Here is a 19083-nt window from a genome sequence, read left to right as displayed (position 1 = left end):
CTACCTCCCCCAGACTCCGTCCGGGGGTGCCCCCAGAGGTGCCCCCCAGCGGCGGGAGCGCACTGCGGCCGCGTCCTCAAACGCCGGACGGGCTGAAAACAAAAGCATGGCGTGCCCCGAAGCGTGATGTTGCCCTCCGGTGGGAGGGGGTGGGGTCGGAGGGTGGGGTTCTGGAACGCGGTGCGTCTTGACAGCACCCGATACGCAGAACAGTGCCCGCACCGCGTTCCAGGTTCCCAGCCCGGAGGCCCCGCCCCCGGCACCCACAACCACAGCCCGGCCGGCGTTTGAGGCCGCTCGCCGCAGGCGCAACGGACCCGCACCCAAAAACCGCCCCCGCACCCAGCGGAAAGCGCACCCACCACACACCCAGCCCGGCCGGCGTTTGAGGCCGCTCGCCGCAGGCGCAGCGGACCTGCACCCAAACCACTCCGACTACCCTGGAAAGCCGATCACCCAAAGGAGCGGAATGGCCACCAACCTCGTCAATCTGGAAGCCGTCGAAAAGGTGTACGGGACACGTGCCCTCCTCGACGGCGTCTCCCTCGGTGTCAACGAGGGCGACCGGATCGGCGTCGTCGGCCGTAACGGCGACGGCAAGACCACGCTCATCCGCATCCTCGCCAAGCTGGAGACGGCCGACAAGGGCAGGGTCACCCACGCGGGTCACCTCCGCCTCGGTGTGCTCACGCAGCACGATTCGCTGGACCCGAAGGCGACCGTCCGGCACGAGGTGATCGGCGACATGGCCGATCACGAGTGGGCGGGCAACGCCAAGATCCGGGACGTGCTGACGGGGCTCTTCGGCGGCCTGGACCTGCCCGGGTTCGAGGGCGGTCTGGACACGGTCATCGGCCCGCTCTCGGGCGGTGAGCGGCGCCGCATCGCGCTCGCGAAGCTGCTGATCGCCGAGCAGGACATGATCGTCCTGGACGAGCCCACCAACCACCTCGACGTGGAGGGCATCTCCTGGCTGGCCGCCCACCTGCGGGCGCGCCGCTCGGCGCTGGTGTGCGTCACGCACGACCGCTGGTTCCTGGACCAGGTCTGCACCCGCATGTGGGACGTCCAGCGCGGCACCGTGCACGACTACGAGGGCGGCTACAGCGACTACGTCTTCGCCCGTGCCGAGCGGGAGCGGATCGCCGCGACCGAGGAGGCCAAGCGGCAGAACCTGATGCGCAAGGAGCTCGCCTGGCTGCGGCGCGGCGCCCCGGCGCGTACGAGCAAGCCGCGGTTCCGCATCGAGGCGGCCAACGAGCTGATCGCGGACGTGCCGCCGCCGCGCGACACCGCGGAGCTGATGAAGTTCGCGAACAGCCGGCTCGGCAAGACCGTCTTCGAGCTGGAGAACGTCTCCGTGCAGGCCGGCCCCAAGGAGCTGATCAAGCACCTGACCTGGCAGCTCGGTCCGGGCGACCGCATCGGTCTGGTCGGTGTGAACGGCGCGGGCAAGACCTCGCTGCTGCGGGCGCTCGCCGAGGCGGCCCGTACGCAGGGCGAGAAGCAGCCGGCGGCCGGGAAGATCGTCGTCGGCAAGACGGTCAAGCTCGCCTACCTCTCGCAGGAGGTCGGCGAACTCGACCCCGCGAAGCGGGTCCTGGAGGCCGTCCAGCAGGTGCGGGACCGGGTCGACCTCGGCAAGGGCCGGGAGATGACCGCCGGGCAGCTCTGCGAGAAGTTCGGCTTCACCAAGGAGAAGCAGTGGACGCCGGTCGGCGACCTCTCCGGCGGTGAGCGCCGCCGGCTCCAGATCCTGCGGCTGCTGATGGACGAGCCCAACGTCCTCTTCCTCGACGAGCCCACCAACGACCTCGACATCGAGACCCTGACCCAGCTGGAGGACCTCCTCGACGGCTGGCCCGGCTCCATGGTCGTCATCAGCCACGACCGCTACTTCATCGAGCGCACCACCGACCGCGTCTACGCCCTGCTCGGCGACAAGGCCCTGCGGATGCTGCCGCGCGGCCTCGACGAATACCTCGAGCGGCGGCAGCGGGTCATCGAGGCTGCGGTTCCCGCTGCCGCTCCGGCGCCGGCCTCGACTCCCGCGAAGTCCGCGAAGTCCGCGGGGGACGCCCGCGCCGCGAAGAAGGAGCTCCAGAAGATCGAGCGGCGGCTGGACCGGATCTCCGACCAGGAGGCGAAGCTGCACGCTTCCATCGCGGATCAGGCGACGGATTTCGCCGCGGTGGCGAAGCTGGACGCTGAGCTGCGGGAGTTGGCGGGGGAGCGGGAGGAATTGGAGCTGCGCTGGCTGGAGTTGGCGGAGGACGCGTAGCGGCTGGCGCCTGCGGCGGGGTCTGTTCCCCAGCCCCGCCCCTTCCCGCAGCATCTGATGCGCGGCTCCGCCCCGGACCCGTGCCCGGGTGCGGCTTGAGTGCTCCCCCAGCTAACGCTGGGAGGTGCCCCCAGCGGCGGGCTTGTTCCCCAGCCCCGCCCCTTCCCGAAACCGGGGAGACCCCGGACCCCAGCGCCCTTGGGGGTCCCCCCGGACGAAGTCTGGGGGAGTTTGAGGACGAGCGCCGCAGGCGCTGCGCGTCAGCCGACGGACCCGCACATCTGGGTCCGGGGCAGCGCCCCAGTTCGGGAAGGGGCGGGGCTGGGGAACAAGCGCCGCAGGCGACAACGGCGCATGGCCGGAAACCGCCCCAGCGAAAGACCTCGCAACGGTCTCGTCACGGCAACCCCCCGAACCCCCTCAACCGCACCTGGGACCCCGGAATCGGGTGATACAAAAGACATCCGCTCGCCTGCCGCCCGACTGGCGGGATGCGCGCCCGATTCGCTCCTTCCCGGTGGATTTTCGGTCGTTTTCGGCCACGGTCGCCGGGAGCGCGGGGGAGAACGGACGGGTGACGCACCCGCGTAAAGAGGAAAGCTGATGTCACAGCCGCCCCAGCCGCCCAACCAGCCGCCAGGGGTTCCCCCGGCGCAGCCAGGCGGAGGCTTCGGAGCGCCGAACCCCTCGTACGGCTACCCGCCGGCGCCGCCGCAGGGCGGGCAGCCGGGCTACGGCTACCCCCCGGCGCCCCCGGCCCCGCAAGCTCCGCAGGCCCCACAGGCTCCGCAGACGCCTCCGCCCCCGGCATTCCAGAAGCCTCAGACGCCTCCGCCCCCGCCGAACGCCCCGCAGGGCCCGCCGCCAGGCGTACCGCAGGGCCCGCCGCCGAGCGGCTACGGCTATCCCGGCCAGCCCGGCCCGCAGCCCGGCCCGCCGCAAGGCTTCGGTCAGCCCGGCCCGCCGCACGGATTCGGCCAGCCCGGCACGGGCCAAGGCTTCGGCGCCTACCCTCCTGGCCCCCCGAATCCCGCCGCCAACGGGAACGGCAAGCGGCGTATGGCGATCATCGTCTCCGCCGCCGTAGCCCTGGCGCTCGTCGTCGGTGGTGGCATCTGGTACGCCACCTCGGGTGGCGGTGGCAAGGACGATCAGGCCACCAAGGGCTCCGGCAGTTCGCAGACGGGCGGCGGCGGTAGCAGCGGTCCCAAGCCCAAGACCGTTGACGGGAAGCTGCTGTTCAGCGTGCCGTCGCAGGACGTCAAGGACATGGTCAGCGCCCAGGGCATGTGGGCCACCGACCAGGTCGTCGCCAAGTCGGACGTCTACAAGGTCACCGGCTACGGCCTGTCCGGCGGCAAGAAGTGGGAGATCCCGCTCGACGGCGCGGTCTGCTGGGCGAACCCGCAGGCCACGGCGGACGGCAAGGCCGTCGTGCTGGTCAGCGACGGCAAGCAGACGGACGACAAGCCGTACGGCGGTCCCTGCACGCAGGTCGTCGCCCTCGACCTGAACAAGGGCACCAAGCTCTGGCAGAAGTCGGCCAAGACCGGCGACAAGGACATGACCTTCAGCGAGGTCACCATCGGCGGCGGCACCGTCGCCGCGGGTGGCCTCAGCGGCGGCGCGGCCTGGTCGCTGGACGGCGGCAAGGAGCTGTGGAAGCCCAAGGTCGACGGTGACGACTGCAAGGACGCCGGTTACGGCGGCGGCGACAAGCTCGTGGCCGTGCGCCGCTGCGGCGACTACCAGCGGCCGCAGCTGAGCATCCAGACCCTCGACCCCAAGTCGGGCGGGGTCAAGTCCGAGTACAAGATGCCGATGGGCCTGAACTACCCGCACATCGCGTCCACCGACCCGCTGGTCGTGGCCGTCTCCGCGGGTGACTCCACCGGCAACGGCGCCTCGGACTTCATGGTGATCGACGACAGCGCCAAGGAAGGCAAGCTGAAGTCGAAGATCTCCACGGGCAACGGCAACTACGAGCCCAAGTGCCCGTCCACGGAGGTGGAGGGCTGCACCAAGATCTCCATCACCAAGGACTCGCTCTACCTCCCCACCAAGCAGCACTCCTCGGGCGACTCCGACCAGCCCGGCCAGGTCAACGAGATCGTCGCCTTCGACCTCAACACCGGCCAGACCAAGGGCAAGACCGAGGGCGTCCCCGGCGCCCAGCTGGTCCCGCTCGGCGTCGACAAGGACGGCTTCCCGATCGGCTACCAGAACGCGACGTACAAGGGCGGCGGGCAGGTGCTGCGCATCGACCCCAAGACCTACAAGGCCGATGTGCTGCTGAAGAACGCCGATGATTCGGCCAAGATCGAGCAGGACCTCTCCCCGCAGTTCAAGCAGGGGCTCTGGGCGCAGGGCCGGCTCTTCCTCGGCTCGGACTACGTCCACAAGCAGTCGCCCGGCCTGGACCGCGAGAACATGATGGCGGTCTTCGGCGGGAGCTGATCCCACCGTGCGGAACGGCCGGTACCGCAAGTTGACGCCGGTACCGGCCGGCCCTTCGTCGTAGCGCCCGTGCCGTAGTCGTTTCCGATCGCTTGGCGCACGAGGAAGCACGCTGAAAGTCGTATCCCTGCCCGTCACGCCTCCGTGCCTGAACGATCCGTTTCAGTCTCGAAGTACACGTGATTGGCAGGGATTTCGGCATTCCGGGGGACTTCTCACCGGTAAGGGGCGCGGAACGTCGAACAAGCGTGTAGCTTCCGGGGGCAAGAGGGGTCGACATAGAGACGTACGCGGGCGACAGGGGGCAAGCGCATGGGCGTGCGGCTCATGGTGGTCGACGACCACCGACTGCTGGCGGAGGCGCTCGCCTCCGCGCTGAAGTTGCGCGGGCACCGGGTGCTGGCCGCCGCGGCGCCGAGCGCGGGCGCGGCCGACCTGGTGGTCAGCCGCGCTCCCGAGGTGTGCCTGCTGGGCACCGCCACGCCCGCCGAGCCGGGGGCCTTCGACCCGGTCGTGCGGATCAAGCGCGAGCGGCCGCAGGTGGCCGTCGTGGTGCTCGGCCCGGTGCCGAGCCCGCTGGGCATCGCCGCAGCCTTCGCCGCGGGCGCCTCCGGCTACGTCCGGCACAACGAACGCATCGAGGGCGTCGAGCGGGCCATGATGAAGGCCCGCGCCGGTGAGGCCGCCGTCGACCCGCAGCTGCTCCAGGGCGCCTTCGCCGAGCTCCTCAACCCCGCCGCCCAGCCCGACGACGAGGGCGCCCGGCTGCTCCAGCTGCTCACCCCGCGCGAGGTCGAGGTGCTCGTGCGGGTCGCCGAGGGCGAGGACACCCGGCTGATCGCGGCGGGCATGGGAATAGCTCCCAGCACCGCGCGCACGCACGTGCAGCGCGTCCTGATGAAGCTGGGCGTGGGCTCCCGGCTGGAGGCGGCGGCCCTCGCGGCGCGTACGGGCCTCCTCGACCGCGCGGCGGGCGCCACCGCCACCGCGACCGCCGCCCCCGCGGTCACGGGCCGCGTCATCCCTCCCCGTCCTCCGGCGGGGCCACAGGGCGGAGCCTGAACCACACCAGGAAGAAGGCGCCGAGCGCCAGCATGCCCAGGCCCGTCCAGAGGTTGATGTTGATGCCCTGGGCCTTGTCCAGGTCCGCGTCCGAGGCGGCGATCCCGGCGCCGGTGACGATCACGCCGTACACCGCGAACAGCGCGCCGATGATCAGCCGCAGGTCGAACAGCCGTTGTTTGCGCTTCATGGCAACTCCGTAGGAATCCAGGCGTCCCGGGCGGGGTCAGAAGGAGAACGGGACGTAGCAGGCGGCGGCGAGGACGACGGCGCCCCAGCCGAGCAGCGCGGGCTTGCGGTACCACGCGTCGTCGCCCTCGGCGGGCGGCTCGGGCACGCCGGGCGCGGTCGTGCCGTAGACGAACCCCGCCAGCGAGGAGACGGGCTTGGGCTTTGTGGCGTAGGAGACGGCCACCGTCACCACCGCGCCGACCGCGAACGCGACGATCGCGGAGACGAAGTTGGCGCCCTGGTCGGAGGGGATCGCGACGACGCCCTGCTTGTACAGCCAGAAGTAGTTGAGCATCGCGGCGACCGTGCCGGACAGCAGCCCCCAGAAGCCCGCGGCCGCCGTGGCCCGCTTCCAGAACATGCCGATGATGAAGACGCAGAACAGCGGCACGTTGAAGAACGAGAAGAGCGTCTGGAGGTAGTTCATGATGTTGCTGAACGACGACGCGATGAACGCCGTGCCCATGCCCGCGATCACCCCGATCGCGGTCACCCACCGGCCGGTCGCCAGATAGTGCGCGTCCGGGCGGTCCTTGCGGATGTAGGCGGCCCAGATGTCGTTGGTGAAGACCGTGTTGAAGGACGAGACGTTGGCCGCCATGCCCGCCATGAAGGCGGCGAGCAGCCCGGTGACCGCGAGCCCGAGCACGCCGTTCGGCAGCAGGTCGCGCATCAGCACGGGGATCGCGTCGTTGTAGCTGAGGTCGCCGCCGGAGCGGCCCAGGGCCGGCTCCATGGCGGCGGCTATCAGGCCCGGCAGCACCACGGCGAGCGGGATGAGGAGCTTGGGGAAGGCGGCGATGAGCGGGGTGCGCCGGGCGGCGCCGAGGTTCTTCGCGGACAGCGCGCGCTGCACCTCGGCGAAGTTGGTGGTCCAGTAGCCGAAGCTGAGCACGAAGCCCAGACCCAGCACGATGGTCAGCCAGTTGGCGCCCAGCGGGTTGGCGTGGCCGATTCCCGTGCCTCCCCAGGCGCTCAGATAGTCGCCGCCGCGGCTGTCCTCGAGGGTGTGGGACAACCCGTGCCAGCCGCCCACCCGTTGGAGGCCCACGACCGTGAGCGGGATCAGCGCGGCGAGGATGACGAAGAACTGGAGCACCTCGTTGTAGATCGCCGAGGAGAGCCCGCCCAGCGTGATGTACGCGAGGACGAACAGGCCCGCCAGCACGATCGCCACCCACTGCGGCCAGCCCAGCAGCGCCTGGAGCACCAGCGCCAGCGCGTAGAGGTTGACCCCCGCGATCAGCACGGACGACACCGCGAAGATCACGGACGACAGCAGGTGGGAGGACGGCCCGAAGCGGTGCAGCAGGAACTCCGGCACGGAGCGCACCTTCGAGCCGTAGTAGAACGGCATCATCACCAGGCCCAGGAAGACCATGGCCGGTATCGCGCCGATCCAGTACCAGTGGACGGTGTACGCCCCGTACTGTGCGCCGTTGGCGGCCATGCCGAGGATCTCCGTGGCGCCGAGGTTGGCGGCGACGAAGGCCAGGCCGGTCACCCACGCGGGCAGCGAGCGGCCCGAGAGGAAGAAGTCCAGGCTGGTGCGGACCGAGCGGCGGGCCGCGAAGCCGATGCCCAGGACCACGGCGAAGTACAGGGCGAGGATCGTGTAGTCGAGTCCGTTGACGGGAAGGCGCAGCCCTTCGGCCAGTTCGCGCATGGGTCACCTCAATCGCTCGCTGTTGACGGCGTTGTTGGGTCATGCTTCCTTGTGTTGAGTTGTGTGTGAAGGTGTTCGGACTGTTCGGTGAGAGAGGTTCCGGATGAAGCGGACGGCCACCCGGCTCGCGGACGGGCGCGAGCTCTTCTACTACGACCTCCGCGACGACACCGTGCGCGAGGCCCCCGACCGGCGGCGCCTCGACGCCGTCGCCACCGCCTCCGAGGTCCGCCGCGACCCGCTCCTCGGCGACAGCGTCGTCATCGCCTCCCACCGCCAGGGCCGCACCCACCACCCGCCGCCCGACGCCTGCCCGCTGTGCCCCTCGCGCGACGGCCGGGACACCGAGATCCCCGCGGCCGACTACGACGTGGTCGTCTTCGAGAACCGCTTCCCCTCCCTCGCCGGGGACTCCGGCCGCTGCGAGGTCGTCTGCTTCACCCCCGACCACGACGCCTCCTTCGCCTGCCTCGACGACGAACGGGCCGCGCTCGTCCTCGCCGCCTGGACCGACCGCACCGCCGAGCTCGCCGAACTCCCCTCGGTGGCCCAGGTCTTCTGCTTCGAGAACCGCGGCCGCGAGATCGGTGTCACCCTCGGTCACCCGCACGGCCAGATCTACGGCTACCCCTTCACCACCCCGCGCACCGAGTGCGTGCTCGCCTCCGTGGCCGGGCATCGCCGCGAGACGGGTGAGAACCTCTTCGACGCCACCCTGGCCGCCGAGCGCGCCGACGGCCGCCGGATCGTCCTGGAGACCGAGCACTGGACGGCCTACGTGCCGTACGCCGCGCACTGGCCGTACGAGGTCCATCTCCACCCCCGCCGCCGCGTCCCCGACCTGCGCTTCCTCGACGACGCGGCCCGCGCGGAGTTCCCGCGGGTCTATCTGGAACTCTTGCGGCGCTTCGACCGGATCTTCGGCAGCCCGGAGCCCACGCCGTACATCTCCGCCTGGCACCAGGCGCCGTTCCGCCACCCCCACAGGAGTGAATTCGCCCTGCATCTGGAGCTCTTCACCGTCCGCCGGGCTCCCGGCAAGCTGAAGTTCCTCGCCGGTTCCGAATCCGGCATGAGTGTGTTCATCAACGACGTGCCGCCCGAGGCCGCGGCCGAGCGACTGCGAGAGGTAGCCAGCACATGAGCACATACCTGGTCACGGGCGGCGCCGGATACGTCGGGAGCGTGGTCGCCGCCCACCTGCTGGCCGCCGGGCACAGCGTGACCGTCCTCGACGACCTCTCCACCGGCCACCGCGCGAGCGTCCCCGAGGGCGCCCGCTTCATCGAGGGCCGCGTGCAGGACGCCGGGCAGTGGCTGGACAGCTCCTACGAGGCGGTGCTGCACTTCGCGGCGTACTCCCAGGTCGGCCAGTCCGTCGCCGACCCCGAGCCGTACTGGCGCAACAACGTCGGCGGCACCGCCGGCCTGCTGGCCGCCATGCGCGACGCGGGCGTGCGCACCCTCGTCTTCTCCTCCACCGCCGCGACCTACGGCGAGCCCGCGACCGTCCCGATCACCGAGGACGCCCCCACCGCCCCCACCAACCCCTACGGCGCCACCAAGCTCGCCGTCGACCACATGATCAGCGGCGAGTGCGTGGCCCACGGCCTGGCCGCGGTCTCCCTGCGCTACTTCAACGTGGCGGGCGCCCACGGGCACCACGGCGAGCGGCACACCCCCGAGACCCACCTCATCCCGCTCGTCCTCCAGGTCGCCCTCGGCGAGCGCGAGTCCGTGGCCGTCTACGGCAACGACTACCCCACCCCCGACGGCACCTGCGTCCGCGACTACATCCACGTGGCCGACCTCGCCGAGGCCCACCTCCTGGCCCTCTCCGCGGCCCGCGACGGCGAGCACCTGATCTGCAACCTCGGCAACGGCAACGGCTTCTCCGTCCACGAGGTCATCGAGACCGCCCGCAAGGTCACCGGCCACCCCGTCCCGCAGACCGCCGCCGCCCGCCGCCCCGGCGACCCCGCCGTCCTGGTGGCCTCCGCCGCGCGGGCCGCCGAGACCCTCGGCTGGCGCCCGCGCCGCACCGCACTGGCCGAAATCATCGGGGACGCCTGGCAGTTCGCCCGGCGCGTGGCGGCCGAATGAGCGCCCGCGCCGCGGCCGACGCCTTCGAGCGGGCCTTCGGGCACCCGCCCACCGGGGTCTGGGCCGCCCCCGGCCGGGTCAACCTCATCGGTGAATACACCGACGTCAACGAGGGGTTCGTGCTCCCGCTCGCCCTCCCGCACACCGTACGGGCCGCGGCCGCGCCCCGCGACGACGGCCGGCTGCGCCTGCACCGGGGCGACGACCCCGCCACCGGCTGGGCCGAACTCGGCCCCGCCGACCTGGCACCGGGCCGCACCACCGGCTGGGCCGCCTACCCCGCCGGGGTGCTGTGGGCCCTGCGCGAGGCCGGCCACGAACTCGGCGGCGCCGACCTCCAGATCGACGGCGACGTCCCGCAGGGCGCCGGGCTGTCCTCCTCGGCGGCCCTGGAGTGCGCCGTCGCCCTCGCCCTCGCGGGGACGGCCGGGCTCGGCCTCGACCCACGGGAGACCGCCCGGATCTGCCAGCGGGCCGAGAACGCCTTCGTCGGCGTCCCTTGCGGGATCATGGACCAGACCGCGTCGGTCAGTTGCGTCGCCGGACACGCGCTCCACCTGGACACCCGCGACCTCACCCACCGCCAGGTGCCCTTCGACCCGGAGGCCGCCGGGCTGCGGCTGCTGGTCGTCGACACCCGCGTGAAGCACGCGCTGGCCGACGGCGCGTACGCGCAGCGGCGCGCCGGTTGTGAGGCGGGGGCCCGCGCGCTGGGCGTACGCGCGCTGCGCGATGTGCCCCACGACCGCCTGGAGGACGCCCTGGACCGGCTGCCGGACTCAGGGCTACGGGCCCTGGTGCGTCATGTCGTCACCGAGGACGAGCGCGTCCGGCAGGTCGTCGAGCGCCTCGACGCGGGCGACGTCCGGGCCGTCGGACCGCTCCTCGACGCCGGGCACGCCTCGCTCCGCGACGACTTCCGGGTCTCCTGCCCGGAGCTGGACCTGGCGGTCGCGGTTGCGAATTCCGCGGGGGCGCTGGGCGCGGGGATGACCGGCGCGGGGTTCGGCGGATCGGTGGTGGCGCTGGCGCCCGCGGAGCGTGCGGCGGATGTGGAACGCGCCGTTCTGGGCGCCTTCGCGCGAGCCGGCCACGCCCGGCCGCGGGTGTTTGCGGTGGTCGCGGGGGCGGGCGCCCGTCGGCTGGCGTAGGCCGGAGTGCGAAAACCGGCGGGTACATGGACAACATCGAGTCGTTCCATGTCGTTCACTGCCCCAATACTGAACAGAAAGCTCACCATAAACACGCGGGTCAGGCAGTTTTGCCAATCGGCTTCCGTCGCCGGACCCCCGCCGTACGCTGATGCACAGCGCCGGTGGGGGCCGACGCTGATCAGGGGGCGAGACAGTCAGGTACGACGCCCGGGGGCGGGGTAGTTGTCATGGCACGGCGGCGGCCGTGCGCGCGTGGCGACCCCGGCACCGGGCGCCGTACCCGCACTGCCCGCCTACCCGGGACATGGGGGTGGCTGTGGCACGAATTCGGGTTCTGGTGGTCGACGATCACCGCATCTTCGCCGAGTCGCTCGCCGCTGCCCTCGCGGCCGAGCAGGATGTGGACGTCTCGGCGGCCGGCAGCGGTCCGGCGGCGATGCGCGCTCTGGAGCGCGCGGCGGGCGAGGGCCGTCGCTTCGACGTGCTCCTGATCGACGCCGATCTGGGCACGGTGGCGGCGGACGTCGTGCCGGGCCAGCGCGTGCCCGGGCACGAGGGCGCGCCGGCGGAGGGCGTCGTCGACGGGATCTCGCTGGTGGCGGGCGTCCGCAGCGGCCAGCCCGCCGTGCGGACGGTGGTGCTCGCCGAGCGCGACGACCCCAGACGGGCCGCCGCCGCGCTCCAGGCGGGCGCGGGCGGCTGGGTGGCCAAGGACTGCTCGCTGTCCCGGCTGCTGGCCGTCATCAGGGGCGTCCTGCGGGACGAGACGCACCTCCCGCCTGCCTTGCTCACCGGGGTGCTGCGGGAGCTCACGGCCGCGCGCAAGCACCGCACCGAGAGCGAGCGGCTCGTGGAGTCGCTGACCCCGCGCGAGCGCGAGGTGCTGCGCTGCATGGTCGCCGGACTGGGCCGCAAGGCCGTCGCCGAGCGGCTCTATCTCTCCCCGCACACCGTGCGCACGCACATGCAGAACGTGCTGGGGAAGCTGGGCGTGCACTCCACGCTCGCGGCGGTGGCGCTGGCCCGGCGGGCCGGGGTGGGGCCGGTCGACCTAGCCGGGCACATTGTCGAACGGGGCGGTCAACTGACGTAGCAGATCGGCCAGTTCGCGGCGCTGCCCGCCGGGCAGCCGGGCGAGGATGGCGCGCTCCTGGGCGAGCAGCCCGGCGAGCGCCTCGTCCGCGCGGTCGCGCCCCTCGGCGGTGAGCCGCACCAGCACGCCCCGGCGGTCGCTGGGGTCGGGCAGCCGCTCGACGAGGCCGCGCTTGGCGAGCCGGTCGATGCGGTTGGTCATGGTGCCGGAGGTGACCAGCGTCTGGGTGAGCAGCTGGCCGGGGGAGAGCTGATAGGGATCGCCCGCGCGGCGCAGGGAAGTGAGCACGTCGAACTCCCACGGCTCCAGCTGGTGCTCCGCGAAGACCAGTCGCCGGGCCCGGTCGAGGTGGCGGGCCAGTCTGCTGACGCGGCTGAGCACCTCGAGCGGTTCCACGTCGAGGTCCGGGCGCTCGCGGCGCCACGCTGACACAAGTCGATCGACCTCGTCCTCCATGACGATCAGTGTAGTTGGTCTGTCGACATGAAGTCTCTTGACGTCAAGAGACTTTGGGGCGGATGCTGGAGTCATCGGCGTACGGAACCCGTACGTACGGGGCGCTGAGCGCCCCCCTGCCCGTACGCGCGCCCCTGTCTGGAGGCTTCACTCATGACCAGCGCACCCACATGGGACCCGCGGCAGTACCTCCGCCACTCCGGCCACCGCACCCGCCCCGTCCACGACCTCCTCGCCCGCGTTCCCGAGCTGCCGGGCGAGCCCGCCCGCATCGTGGACCTCGGCTGCGGCCCCGGCAATGTCACCGCCCTCCTCGCCGAGCGCTGGCCCGGCGCGCGGATCACCGGACTCGACAACTCCGCGGAGATGCTCGCCGAGGCGGAGCGCACCGCCGGTGGCGGCCTGGTCGACTTCGCGCGGGTCGATCTCGCCGACTGGGCCCCGGCCGACCCGTACGACCTGATCTTCTCCAGCGCGACCTTCCAGTGGATCCCCGGCCACGAGGACCTCTTCCCCGCCTGGGTACGGGCCCTCGCGCCCGGCGGCACCTTCGCCTTCACCGTCCCCGGCAACTTCACGGCACCGAGCCACGTCCTGCTCCACGACCTCTGCGAAAGCCCGCGCTGGCGCGCCCGCTTGGGCGGCCTCTACCGCGGCGGCCACGTCCTGGAGCCGGGCGAATACCTCGACCGGCTCGCGGGCCTGGGCCTGGAGGTGGACGCGTGGGAGACGACGTACGTACAGCTGCTGCCCGGTCCGGACCCCGTCCTCGACTGGACGAAGGGCACGGCCCTGCGGCCGGTCCTGACGGCGCTGGGGTCCGATGCGGAGGCTGTGGCGGAGTTCCTCGCGACGTACGGGTCGCTGTTGCGCGAGGCGTATGCGGCGGGGCCGCGGGGCACGGTCTTTCCGTTCCGGAGGATTTTCGTGGTGGCGCGGGTCCGCTGACGCGCAGCGCCTGCGGCGCTCGTCCTCAAACTCCCCCAGCGGTAGCTGGGGGAGTTTGAGGACAGCGCGCGAAGCGTGCTTCGGGGGTCTGGGGGCGTAGCCCCCAGTTCGGGAAGGGGCGGGGCTGGGGAAAGAAAAAGAAGGCCGCCGCAAGGCGACGACGGCCGCTACGACCTCCGGTGGCCCACAAGGCGAGGCTTAGGCTCCAGCCCGTCCAGCCCGTGCCACGCCAGATTCACCAAGTGCGCCGCCACCTCCGCCTTCTTCGGCTTGCGGACGTCCAGCCACCACTGGCCCGTGAGCGCGACCATGCCCACCAGGGCCTGGGCGTAGAGGGGGGCCAGCTTCGCGTCGAAGCCGCGGGCCTTGAACTCCAGGCCCAGGATGTCCTCGACCTGGGTGGCGATGTCGCTGATGAGGGAGGCGAAGGTGCCCGTGGACTGCGCGACGGGCGAGTCGCGGACGAGGATGCGGAAGCCGTCCGTGTATGTCTCGATGTAGTCCAGCAGGGCGAAGGCGGCCTGCTCCAGCAGCTCCCGCGGGTGCCCGGCCGTCAGGGCGCCCGTCACCATGTCGAGCAGCTGCCGCATCTCGCGGTCGACCACCACCGCGTACAGCCCCTCCTTGCCGCCGAAGTGTTCATAGACCACCGGCTTGGAGACCCCGGCCTTCGCCGCGATCTCCTCCACCGAGGTGCCCTCGAACCCCCGCTCGGCGAAGAGGGTGCGACCGATGTCCAGCAGCTGCTCCCGGCGCTCCGCGCCGGTCATCCGCACGCGGCGGGTGCGCCGGGCTCCCGGAGCAGGGGTCCGGTTCTTGTCACTGCTGGATTTGCTGTCGGTCGCCACGCTGTCAATCATGCCGCGTGAACGGCGCTTTCCTTCCGCCGGGAGTCGATGCGGTCCGCGTCGGGCCAGCGCACGTCGTACGCCCAGCCGGCCTTCTCCAGCCAGCGGATGATGCGGGCGCTCGAATCCAGCTGGCCCTTCAGCACGCCGTGCCGGGCCGAGGTCGGGTCGGCGTGGTGCAGGTTGTGCCAGGACTCACCGCAGGAGAGCACCGCCAGCCACCACACATTGCCCGAGCGGTCCCGCGACTTGAAGGGGCGCTTGCCCACCGCGTGGCAGATGGAGTTGATCGACCACGTCACATGGTGGAGCAACGCCACCCGCACCAGTGAACCCCAGAAGAACGCCGTCACCGCGCCCTGCCATGACCACGTCATCAATCCGCCGACCAGCGGCGGGATCAGCAGCGACACGGCCGTCCACAGCACGAACTGCCGCGACACCAGCCGGATCGCCGGGTCCTTGATCAGATCGGGCGCGTACTTCTGCTGCGGCGTCTGCTCCTCGTCGAACATCCAGCCGACGTGCGCCCACCACAGGCCCTTCAGCAGCGCCGGCACGGTCTCGCCGAAGCGCCACGGCGAATGCGGGTCACCCTCCGCGTCCGAGAAGCGGTGGTGCCTGCGGTGATCCGCCACCCAGCGCACCAGCGGCCCCTCCACCGCCATCGACCCCATGATCGCCAGCGCGACCTTCAGCGGCCGTTTCGCCTTGAACGCGCCGTGCGTGAAATGCCGGTGAAACCCGATCGTGATGCCGTGGCAGCCGATGTAATACATGGCCACCATCAGCCCGAGATCGAGCCAGCTCACCCCCCAGCCCCACGCCAGTGGGACGGCGGCCAGCAGGGCGACGAACGGAACGGTGATGAACAGCAACAGCGCGAGCTGCTCCACCGAGCGCTTGCTGTCACTGCCCAGAGTGGCGGAGGGGAGCGGCGTTTCCTGGGCCTTCGGCGCGTCTTCGATCACGTCGGGGCTTGCAGTCATGAGATCCCTTAAGGGGGCTCGGGGCATGGCTACGGGTCCGTAACCTACGGCTACGTAAGTATGGCAGGGCGGCGCTCCGGAGCAAGAGGGCTGTGGACAACCGCGCGTCGGGTGGCGACCTATGCTGGTCACCGTCGGACAGCGCGGTCCGCAAACCCTCCAGACGTGCCAGAAACTCTGCAAGGAGCCGCACCTGTGAGCAGTGCCGACCCCATCAGCCTCGCCGCCGAGGAATCCCCGCGGAACGACGCCGAAGCACAGCGCAGCGCCGCCCTGCGCGCCGACATCCGGCGCCTCGGCGACCTCCTCGGCGAAACCCTGGTCCGCCAGGAGGGCGAGGACCTCCTCGACCTTGTCGAGCGCGTCAGGGCCCTCACCCGCACCGACGGCGAAGCCGCCGCGCGGCTCCTCGGCGACACCGATCTGGAGACGGCGGCCAAGCTGGTCCGCGCCTTCTCCACCTACTTCCACCTCGCCAACGTCACCGAGCAGGTGCACCGCGGCCGCGAGCTCCAGGCCAAGCGCGACGCCGAGGGCTCGATACTCGCCCGCACCGCCGACCAGCTCAAGGACGCCGACCCCGAGCACCTGCGGCAGACCGTCGACCACCTCGGCGTACGCCCCGTCTTCACCGCGCACCCCACCGAAGCCGCCCGCCGCAGCGTCCTCAACAAGCTCCGCCGCATCGCCGAGCTGCTCGACGCGCCCGCCGGCGTCACCGGGGACAAGCGCCGCACCGACCTGCGCCTCGCCGAGAACATCGACCTGCTCTGGCAGACCGACGAGCTCCGCGTCGCCCGCCCGGAGCCCACGGACGAGGCCCGCAACGCCATCTACTACCTCGACGAGCTGCACGCCAACGCCGTCGGCGACGTCCTGGAGGACCTCGCCGCCGAGCTCGACCGCGTCGGCCTCGCCCTGCCCGCCACCACCCGCCCGCTGACCTTCGGCACCTGGATCGGCGGCGACCGCGACGGCAACCCCAACGTCACCCCCCAGGTCACCTGGGACGTCCTGATCCTCCAGCACGAGCACGGCATCACCGACGCCCTCGAACTCGTCGACCAGCTGCGCAGCGCCCTCTCCAACTCCATCCGCAACAGCGGCGCCACCGAGGAGCTCCTCTCCTCCCTCCAGCGCGACCTCGAACTCCTCCCCGAGATCAGCCCGCGCTACAAGCGCCTCAACGCCGAGGAGCCCTACCGCCTCAAGGCCACCTGCGTCCGGCAGAAGCTCGTCAACACCCGCGAGCGCCTCGCCCGCGACACCCCCCACCAGGAGGGCCGCGACTACCTCGGCACCGGCGAACTCCTCGCCGACCTCCAGCTGATCCAGGACTCCCTGCGGGCCCACCGCGGCGGCCTGATCGCCGACGGCCGCCTGGAGCGCGCCCTGCGCACGCTCGCCGCGTTCGGCCTGCACCTGGCCACCATGGACGTCCGCGAGCACGCCGACGCCCACCACCACGCCCTCGGCCAGCTCTTCGACCGGCTCGGCGAGGAGTCCTGGCGCTACGCCGACATGCCCCGCGACTACCGCCGCAAGCTCCTCGCCAAGGAGCTGCGCTCGCGCCGCCCGCTGTCCCCCATGCCCGCGCCGCTGGACGCCGGCGGGCAGAAGACCCTCGGCGTCTTCCGCACGATCAAGCAGGCCCTGGAGCGCTTCGGCCCCGAGGTCGTCGAGTCCTACATCATCTCCATGTGCCAGGGCGCCGACGACGTCTTCGCCGCCGCCGTCCTGGCCCGCGAGGCCGGACTCCTCGACCTGCACGCCGGCTGGGCCAAGATCGGCATCGTGCCGCTCCTGGAGACCACCGACGAGCTCAAGGAAGCCGACCGGATCCTCGACGAGATGCTCGCCGACCCCTCCTACCGGCGCCTGGTCGCGCTGCGCGGGGACGTCCAGGAGGTCATGCTCGGCTACTCCGACTCCTCCAAGTTCGGTGGCATCACCACCTCCCAGTGGGAGATCCACCGCGCCCAGCGCCGCCTCCGCGACGTCGCCCACCGCTACGGCGTACGGCTGCGCCTCTTCCACGGCCGCGGCGGCACCGTCGGCCGCGGCGGCGGCCCCACCCACGACGCGATCCTCGCCCAGCCCTGGGGCACGCTCGAAGGCGAGATCAAGGTCACCGAGCAGGGCGAGGTCATCTCCGACAAGTACCTCATCCCCGCCCTGGCCCGCGAGAACCTGGAACTGACCGTCGCGGCCACGCTCCAGGCCTCCGCCCTGCACACCTCACCGCGCCAGTCCGACGAGGCACTCGCCCGCTGGGACGCCGCCATGGACACGGTCTCCGACGCCGCCCACGGCGCGTACCGCCGCCTGGTCGAGGACCCGGACCTGCCGGCCTACTTCTTCGCCTCCACGCCGGTGGACCAGCTCGCCGAGCTCCACCTCGGCTCCCGGCCCTCCCGCCGCCCCGACTCCGGCGCCGGCCTCGACGGCCTGCGCGCCATCCCCTGGGTCTTCGGCTGGACCCAGTCCCGCCAGATCGTCCCCGGCTGGTACGGCGTCGGCTCCGGCCTCAAGGCCGCCCGCGAGGCCGGACTCGACAACGTCCTGGACGAAATGCACGAACACTGGCACTTCTTCCAGAACTTCCTCTCCAACGTCGAGATGACCCTCGCCAAGACGGACCTCCGCATCGCCCAGCACTACGTCGACACGCTCGTCCCGGACGGCCTCAAGCACGTCTTCGCCACGATCCGCGCGGAGCACGAGCTGACCGTGCAGGAGGTCCTGCGGATCACCGGGGAGCGGGAACTGCTCGATTCCAGCCCGGTGTTGAGGCAGACGTTCCACATCCGCGACGCGTATCTCGACCCGATCTCGTATCTCCAGGTGACGCTTCTCGCGCGCCAGCGGCAGGCTGCGGAGCGGGGGGAGACGGCGGATCCGTTGCTGGGGCGGGCGTTGCTTCTTACCGTGAACGGGGTGGCTGCGGGCCTGCGTAACACGGGCTGATCTTCTGGGCGCGGGCCCGCTGCGCCTGCGGCGGGAGCGGCCTGCGGCCGCGTCCTCAAACGCCGGACGGGCTGAAATCAGCCCGTCCGGCGTTTGAGGACAGCGCGCGAAGCGTGCTTCGGGGTCTGGGGCGGAGCCCCAGTTCCGGGAAGGGGCGGGTAGGGGAAAAAGCCCGCCGCAGGCGGCAACCGGCCCGCAGGCAGGAGTTCCGCTACGAGTTGTACGTGCCCTGCGCCCGCTCCAGGCCGTCAACGATCAGCGTCTCCACCGCGTCAGCGGCCCGGTCCACCTCGAACGGCAATTCCTTCCGCTCCGGCGACGAGAAATCCTTCAGCACGAAGTCGGCCACCTGCATACGACCCGGCGGCCGCCCGATGCCGAAACGCACGCGGCAGTAGTCCGGACCCATCGCCTTCGTGATCGACTTCAGGCCGTTGTGGCCGTTGTCGCCACCGCCCAGCTTCAGCCGCAGCTGGCCGAAATCGATGTCGAGCTCGTCGTGGACCGCGACGATCCGCTCCACCGGCACCTTGTAGAAGTCCCGCAGCGCCGCCGTCGGGCCGCCCGACAGATTCATGAACGACATCGGCTTCGCGATGACCACCCGGCGGCTGGAGGGGCCCGGCGCGCCGAGCCGGCCCTCGACCACCTGCGCCCGCGACTTGTGCGCCTTGAACTTCGCCCCCAGCCGCTCCGCCAGCAGGTCGGCCACCATGAAGCCGACGTTGTGGCGGTTCGCCGCGTACTCGGGGCCCGGGTTGCCCAGCCCCACGATCAGCCAAGGGCTCGTGTCGTCCGTCATCCGAACATTCTCCTCCACAGCCGACC

At 71.5% G+C, this 19083-nt stretch carries 15 protein-coding genes; 9 read left to right on the top strand and 6 right to left on the bottom strand.

The window, feature by feature from the left end:
- Window positions 1-469 precede the first annotated feature (469 nt).
- The 3 genes from ACFY1P_RS25020 to ACFY1P_RS25010 all read left to right on the top strand — a co-directional run bounded on the left by ACFY1P_RS25020 (window position 470) and on the right by ACFY1P_RS25010 (window position 5800).
- A complete protein-coding gene (locus tag ACFY1P_RS25020) occupies window positions 470-2281 on the top strand; it encodes an ABC-F family ATP-binding cassette domain-containing protein (RefSeq protein ID WP_390751924.1) in 1812 nt (603 codons plus the stop codon).
- Window positions 2282-3340: 1059 nt separating this feature from the next.
- The gene (locus ACFY1P_RS25015; protein WP_390751923.1) at window positions 3341-4738 is read left to right on the top strand and encodes a PQQ-binding-like beta-propeller repeat protein; all 1398 of its coding nucleotides are present in this window, start codon (window positions 3341-3343) and stop codon (window positions 4736-4738) included.
- Between the two features lie 312 nt (window positions 4739-5050).
- Window positions 5051-5800 (top strand): LuxR C-terminal-related transcriptional regulator, encoded by a 750-nt coding sequence (locus tag ACFY1P_RS25010; RefSeq protein ID WP_361532675.1) that lies wholly within the window; start codon window positions 5051-5053, stop codon window positions 5798-5800.
- Here ACFY1P_RS25010 and ACFY1P_RS25005 read toward each other — a convergent pair.
- Complete coding sequence (locus tag ACFY1P_RS25005; RefSeq protein WP_361532678.1) at window positions 5757-5990, bottom strand: hypothetical protein; 234 nt, start codon at window positions 5988-5990, stop codon at window positions 5757-5759. The genes ACFY1P_RS25010 and ACFY1P_RS25005 overlap by 44 nt on opposite strands.
- Before the next feature lie 36 nt (window positions 5991-6026).
- Window positions 6027-7697, bottom strand: a complete 1671-nt coding sequence (locus tag ACFY1P_RS25000; RefSeq protein WP_390751922.1) for a sodium:solute symporter family protein — start codon at window positions 7695-7697, stop codon at window positions 6027-6029.
- A 103-nt stretch (window positions 7698-7800) separates the two neighbouring features.
- Between ACFY1P_RS25000 and galT the strand changes: the two genes are divergently transcribed.
- The 4 genes from galT (at window position 7801) to ACFY1P_RS24980 (ending at window position 12047) form a co-directional block, all read left to right on the top strand.
- Window positions 7801-8841, top strand: a complete 1041-nt coding sequence (galT, locus tag ACFY1P_RS24995; protein WP_390751921.1) for a galactose-1-phosphate uridylyltransferase — start codon at window positions 7801-7803, stop codon at window positions 8839-8841.
- Window positions 8838-9800 (top strand): UDP-glucose 4-epimerase GalE, encoded by a 963-nt coding sequence (gene galE, locus ACFY1P_RS24990; RefSeq protein ID WP_361532687.1) that lies wholly within the window; start codon window positions 8838-8840, stop codon window positions 9798-9800. The genes galT and galE overlap by 4 nt, the downstream gene beginning before the upstream one ends.
- Window positions 9797-10951, top strand: coding sequence for a galactokinase (gene galK / locus ACFY1P_RS24985; protein ID WP_390751920.1), 1155 nt, complete (start codon window positions 9797-9799; stop codon window positions 10949-10951). The genes galE and galK overlap by 4 nt, the downstream gene beginning before the upstream one ends.
- Window positions 10952-11270: 319 nt before the next feature.
- The gene (locus ACFY1P_RS24980) at window positions 11271-12047 is read left to right on the top strand and encodes a LuxR C-terminal-related transcriptional regulator (RefSeq protein WP_390751919.1); all 777 of its coding nucleotides are present in this window, start codon (window positions 11271-11273) and stop codon (window positions 12045-12047) included.
- Here the strand turns inward: ACFY1P_RS24980 and ACFY1P_RS24975 are convergent.
- Window positions 12006-12503, bottom strand: a complete 498-nt coding sequence (locus ACFY1P_RS24975; RefSeq protein WP_361532696.1) for a MarR family transcriptional regulator — start codon at window positions 12501-12503, stop codon at window positions 12006-12008. The genes ACFY1P_RS24980 and ACFY1P_RS24975 overlap by 42 nt on opposite strands.
- A gap of 153 nt (window positions 12504-12656) precedes the next feature.
- Between ACFY1P_RS24975 and ACFY1P_RS24970 the strand changes: the two genes are divergently transcribed.
- Window positions 12657-13451: a trans-aconitate 2-methyltransferase gene (locus ACFY1P_RS24970; protein WP_361532699.1), complete on the top strand. Its 795-nt coding sequence runs from the start codon at window positions 12657-12659 to the stop codon at window positions 13449-13451.
- Window positions 13452-13618: 167 nt separating this feature from the next.
- Here the strand turns inward: ACFY1P_RS24970 and ACFY1P_RS24965 are convergent, their stop codons facing one another.
- Both ACFY1P_RS24965 and ACFY1P_RS24960 read right to left on the bottom strand, forming a co-directional pair.
- The gene (locus tag ACFY1P_RS24965; protein WP_361535032.1) at window positions 13619-14311 is read right to left on the bottom strand and encodes a TetR/AcrR family transcriptional regulator; all 693 of its coding nucleotides are present in this window, start codon (window positions 14309-14311) and stop codon (window positions 13619-13621) included.
- The gene (locus ACFY1P_RS24960) at window positions 14308-15288 is read right to left on the bottom strand and encodes an acyl-CoA desaturase (RefSeq protein WP_390751918.1); all 981 of its coding nucleotides are present in this window, start codon (window positions 15286-15288) and stop codon (window positions 14308-14310) included. The genes ACFY1P_RS24965 and ACFY1P_RS24960 overlap by 4 nt, the downstream gene beginning before the upstream one ends.
- A gap of 213 nt (window positions 15289-15501) precedes the next feature.
- Here ACFY1P_RS24960 and ppc point away from each other — a divergent pair, with 213 nt between their 5' ends.
- Window positions 15502-18255 carry a phosphoenolpyruvate carboxylase gene (gene ppc / locus ACFY1P_RS24955; RefSeq protein ID WP_390751970.1) on the top strand — a complete coding sequence of 918 codons (2754 nt, stop codon included), beginning with the start codon at window positions 15502-15504 and terminating at the stop codon, window positions 18253-18255.
- 211 nt (window positions 18256-18466) lie between these two features.
- Here ppc and pth read toward each other — a convergent pair whose 3' ends face one another.
- Entirely contained in the window at window positions 18467-19057 is a 591-nt protein-coding gene (gene pth / locus ACFY1P_RS24950) for an aminoacyl-tRNA hydrolase (protein WP_361533204.1), read from the bottom strand.
- Window positions 19058-19083 lie beyond the last annotated feature (26 nt).

This window comes from Streptomyces sp. NPDC001407 (genome assembly GCF_042895325.1).
Taxonomy (GTDB): Bacteria; Actinomycetota; Actinomycetes; order Streptomycetales; family Streptomycetaceae; genus Streptomyces.
The sequence above is the reverse complement of the archived record's forward strand: the minus strand, read 5'-3'. Positions and strand labels throughout refer to the sequence as shown.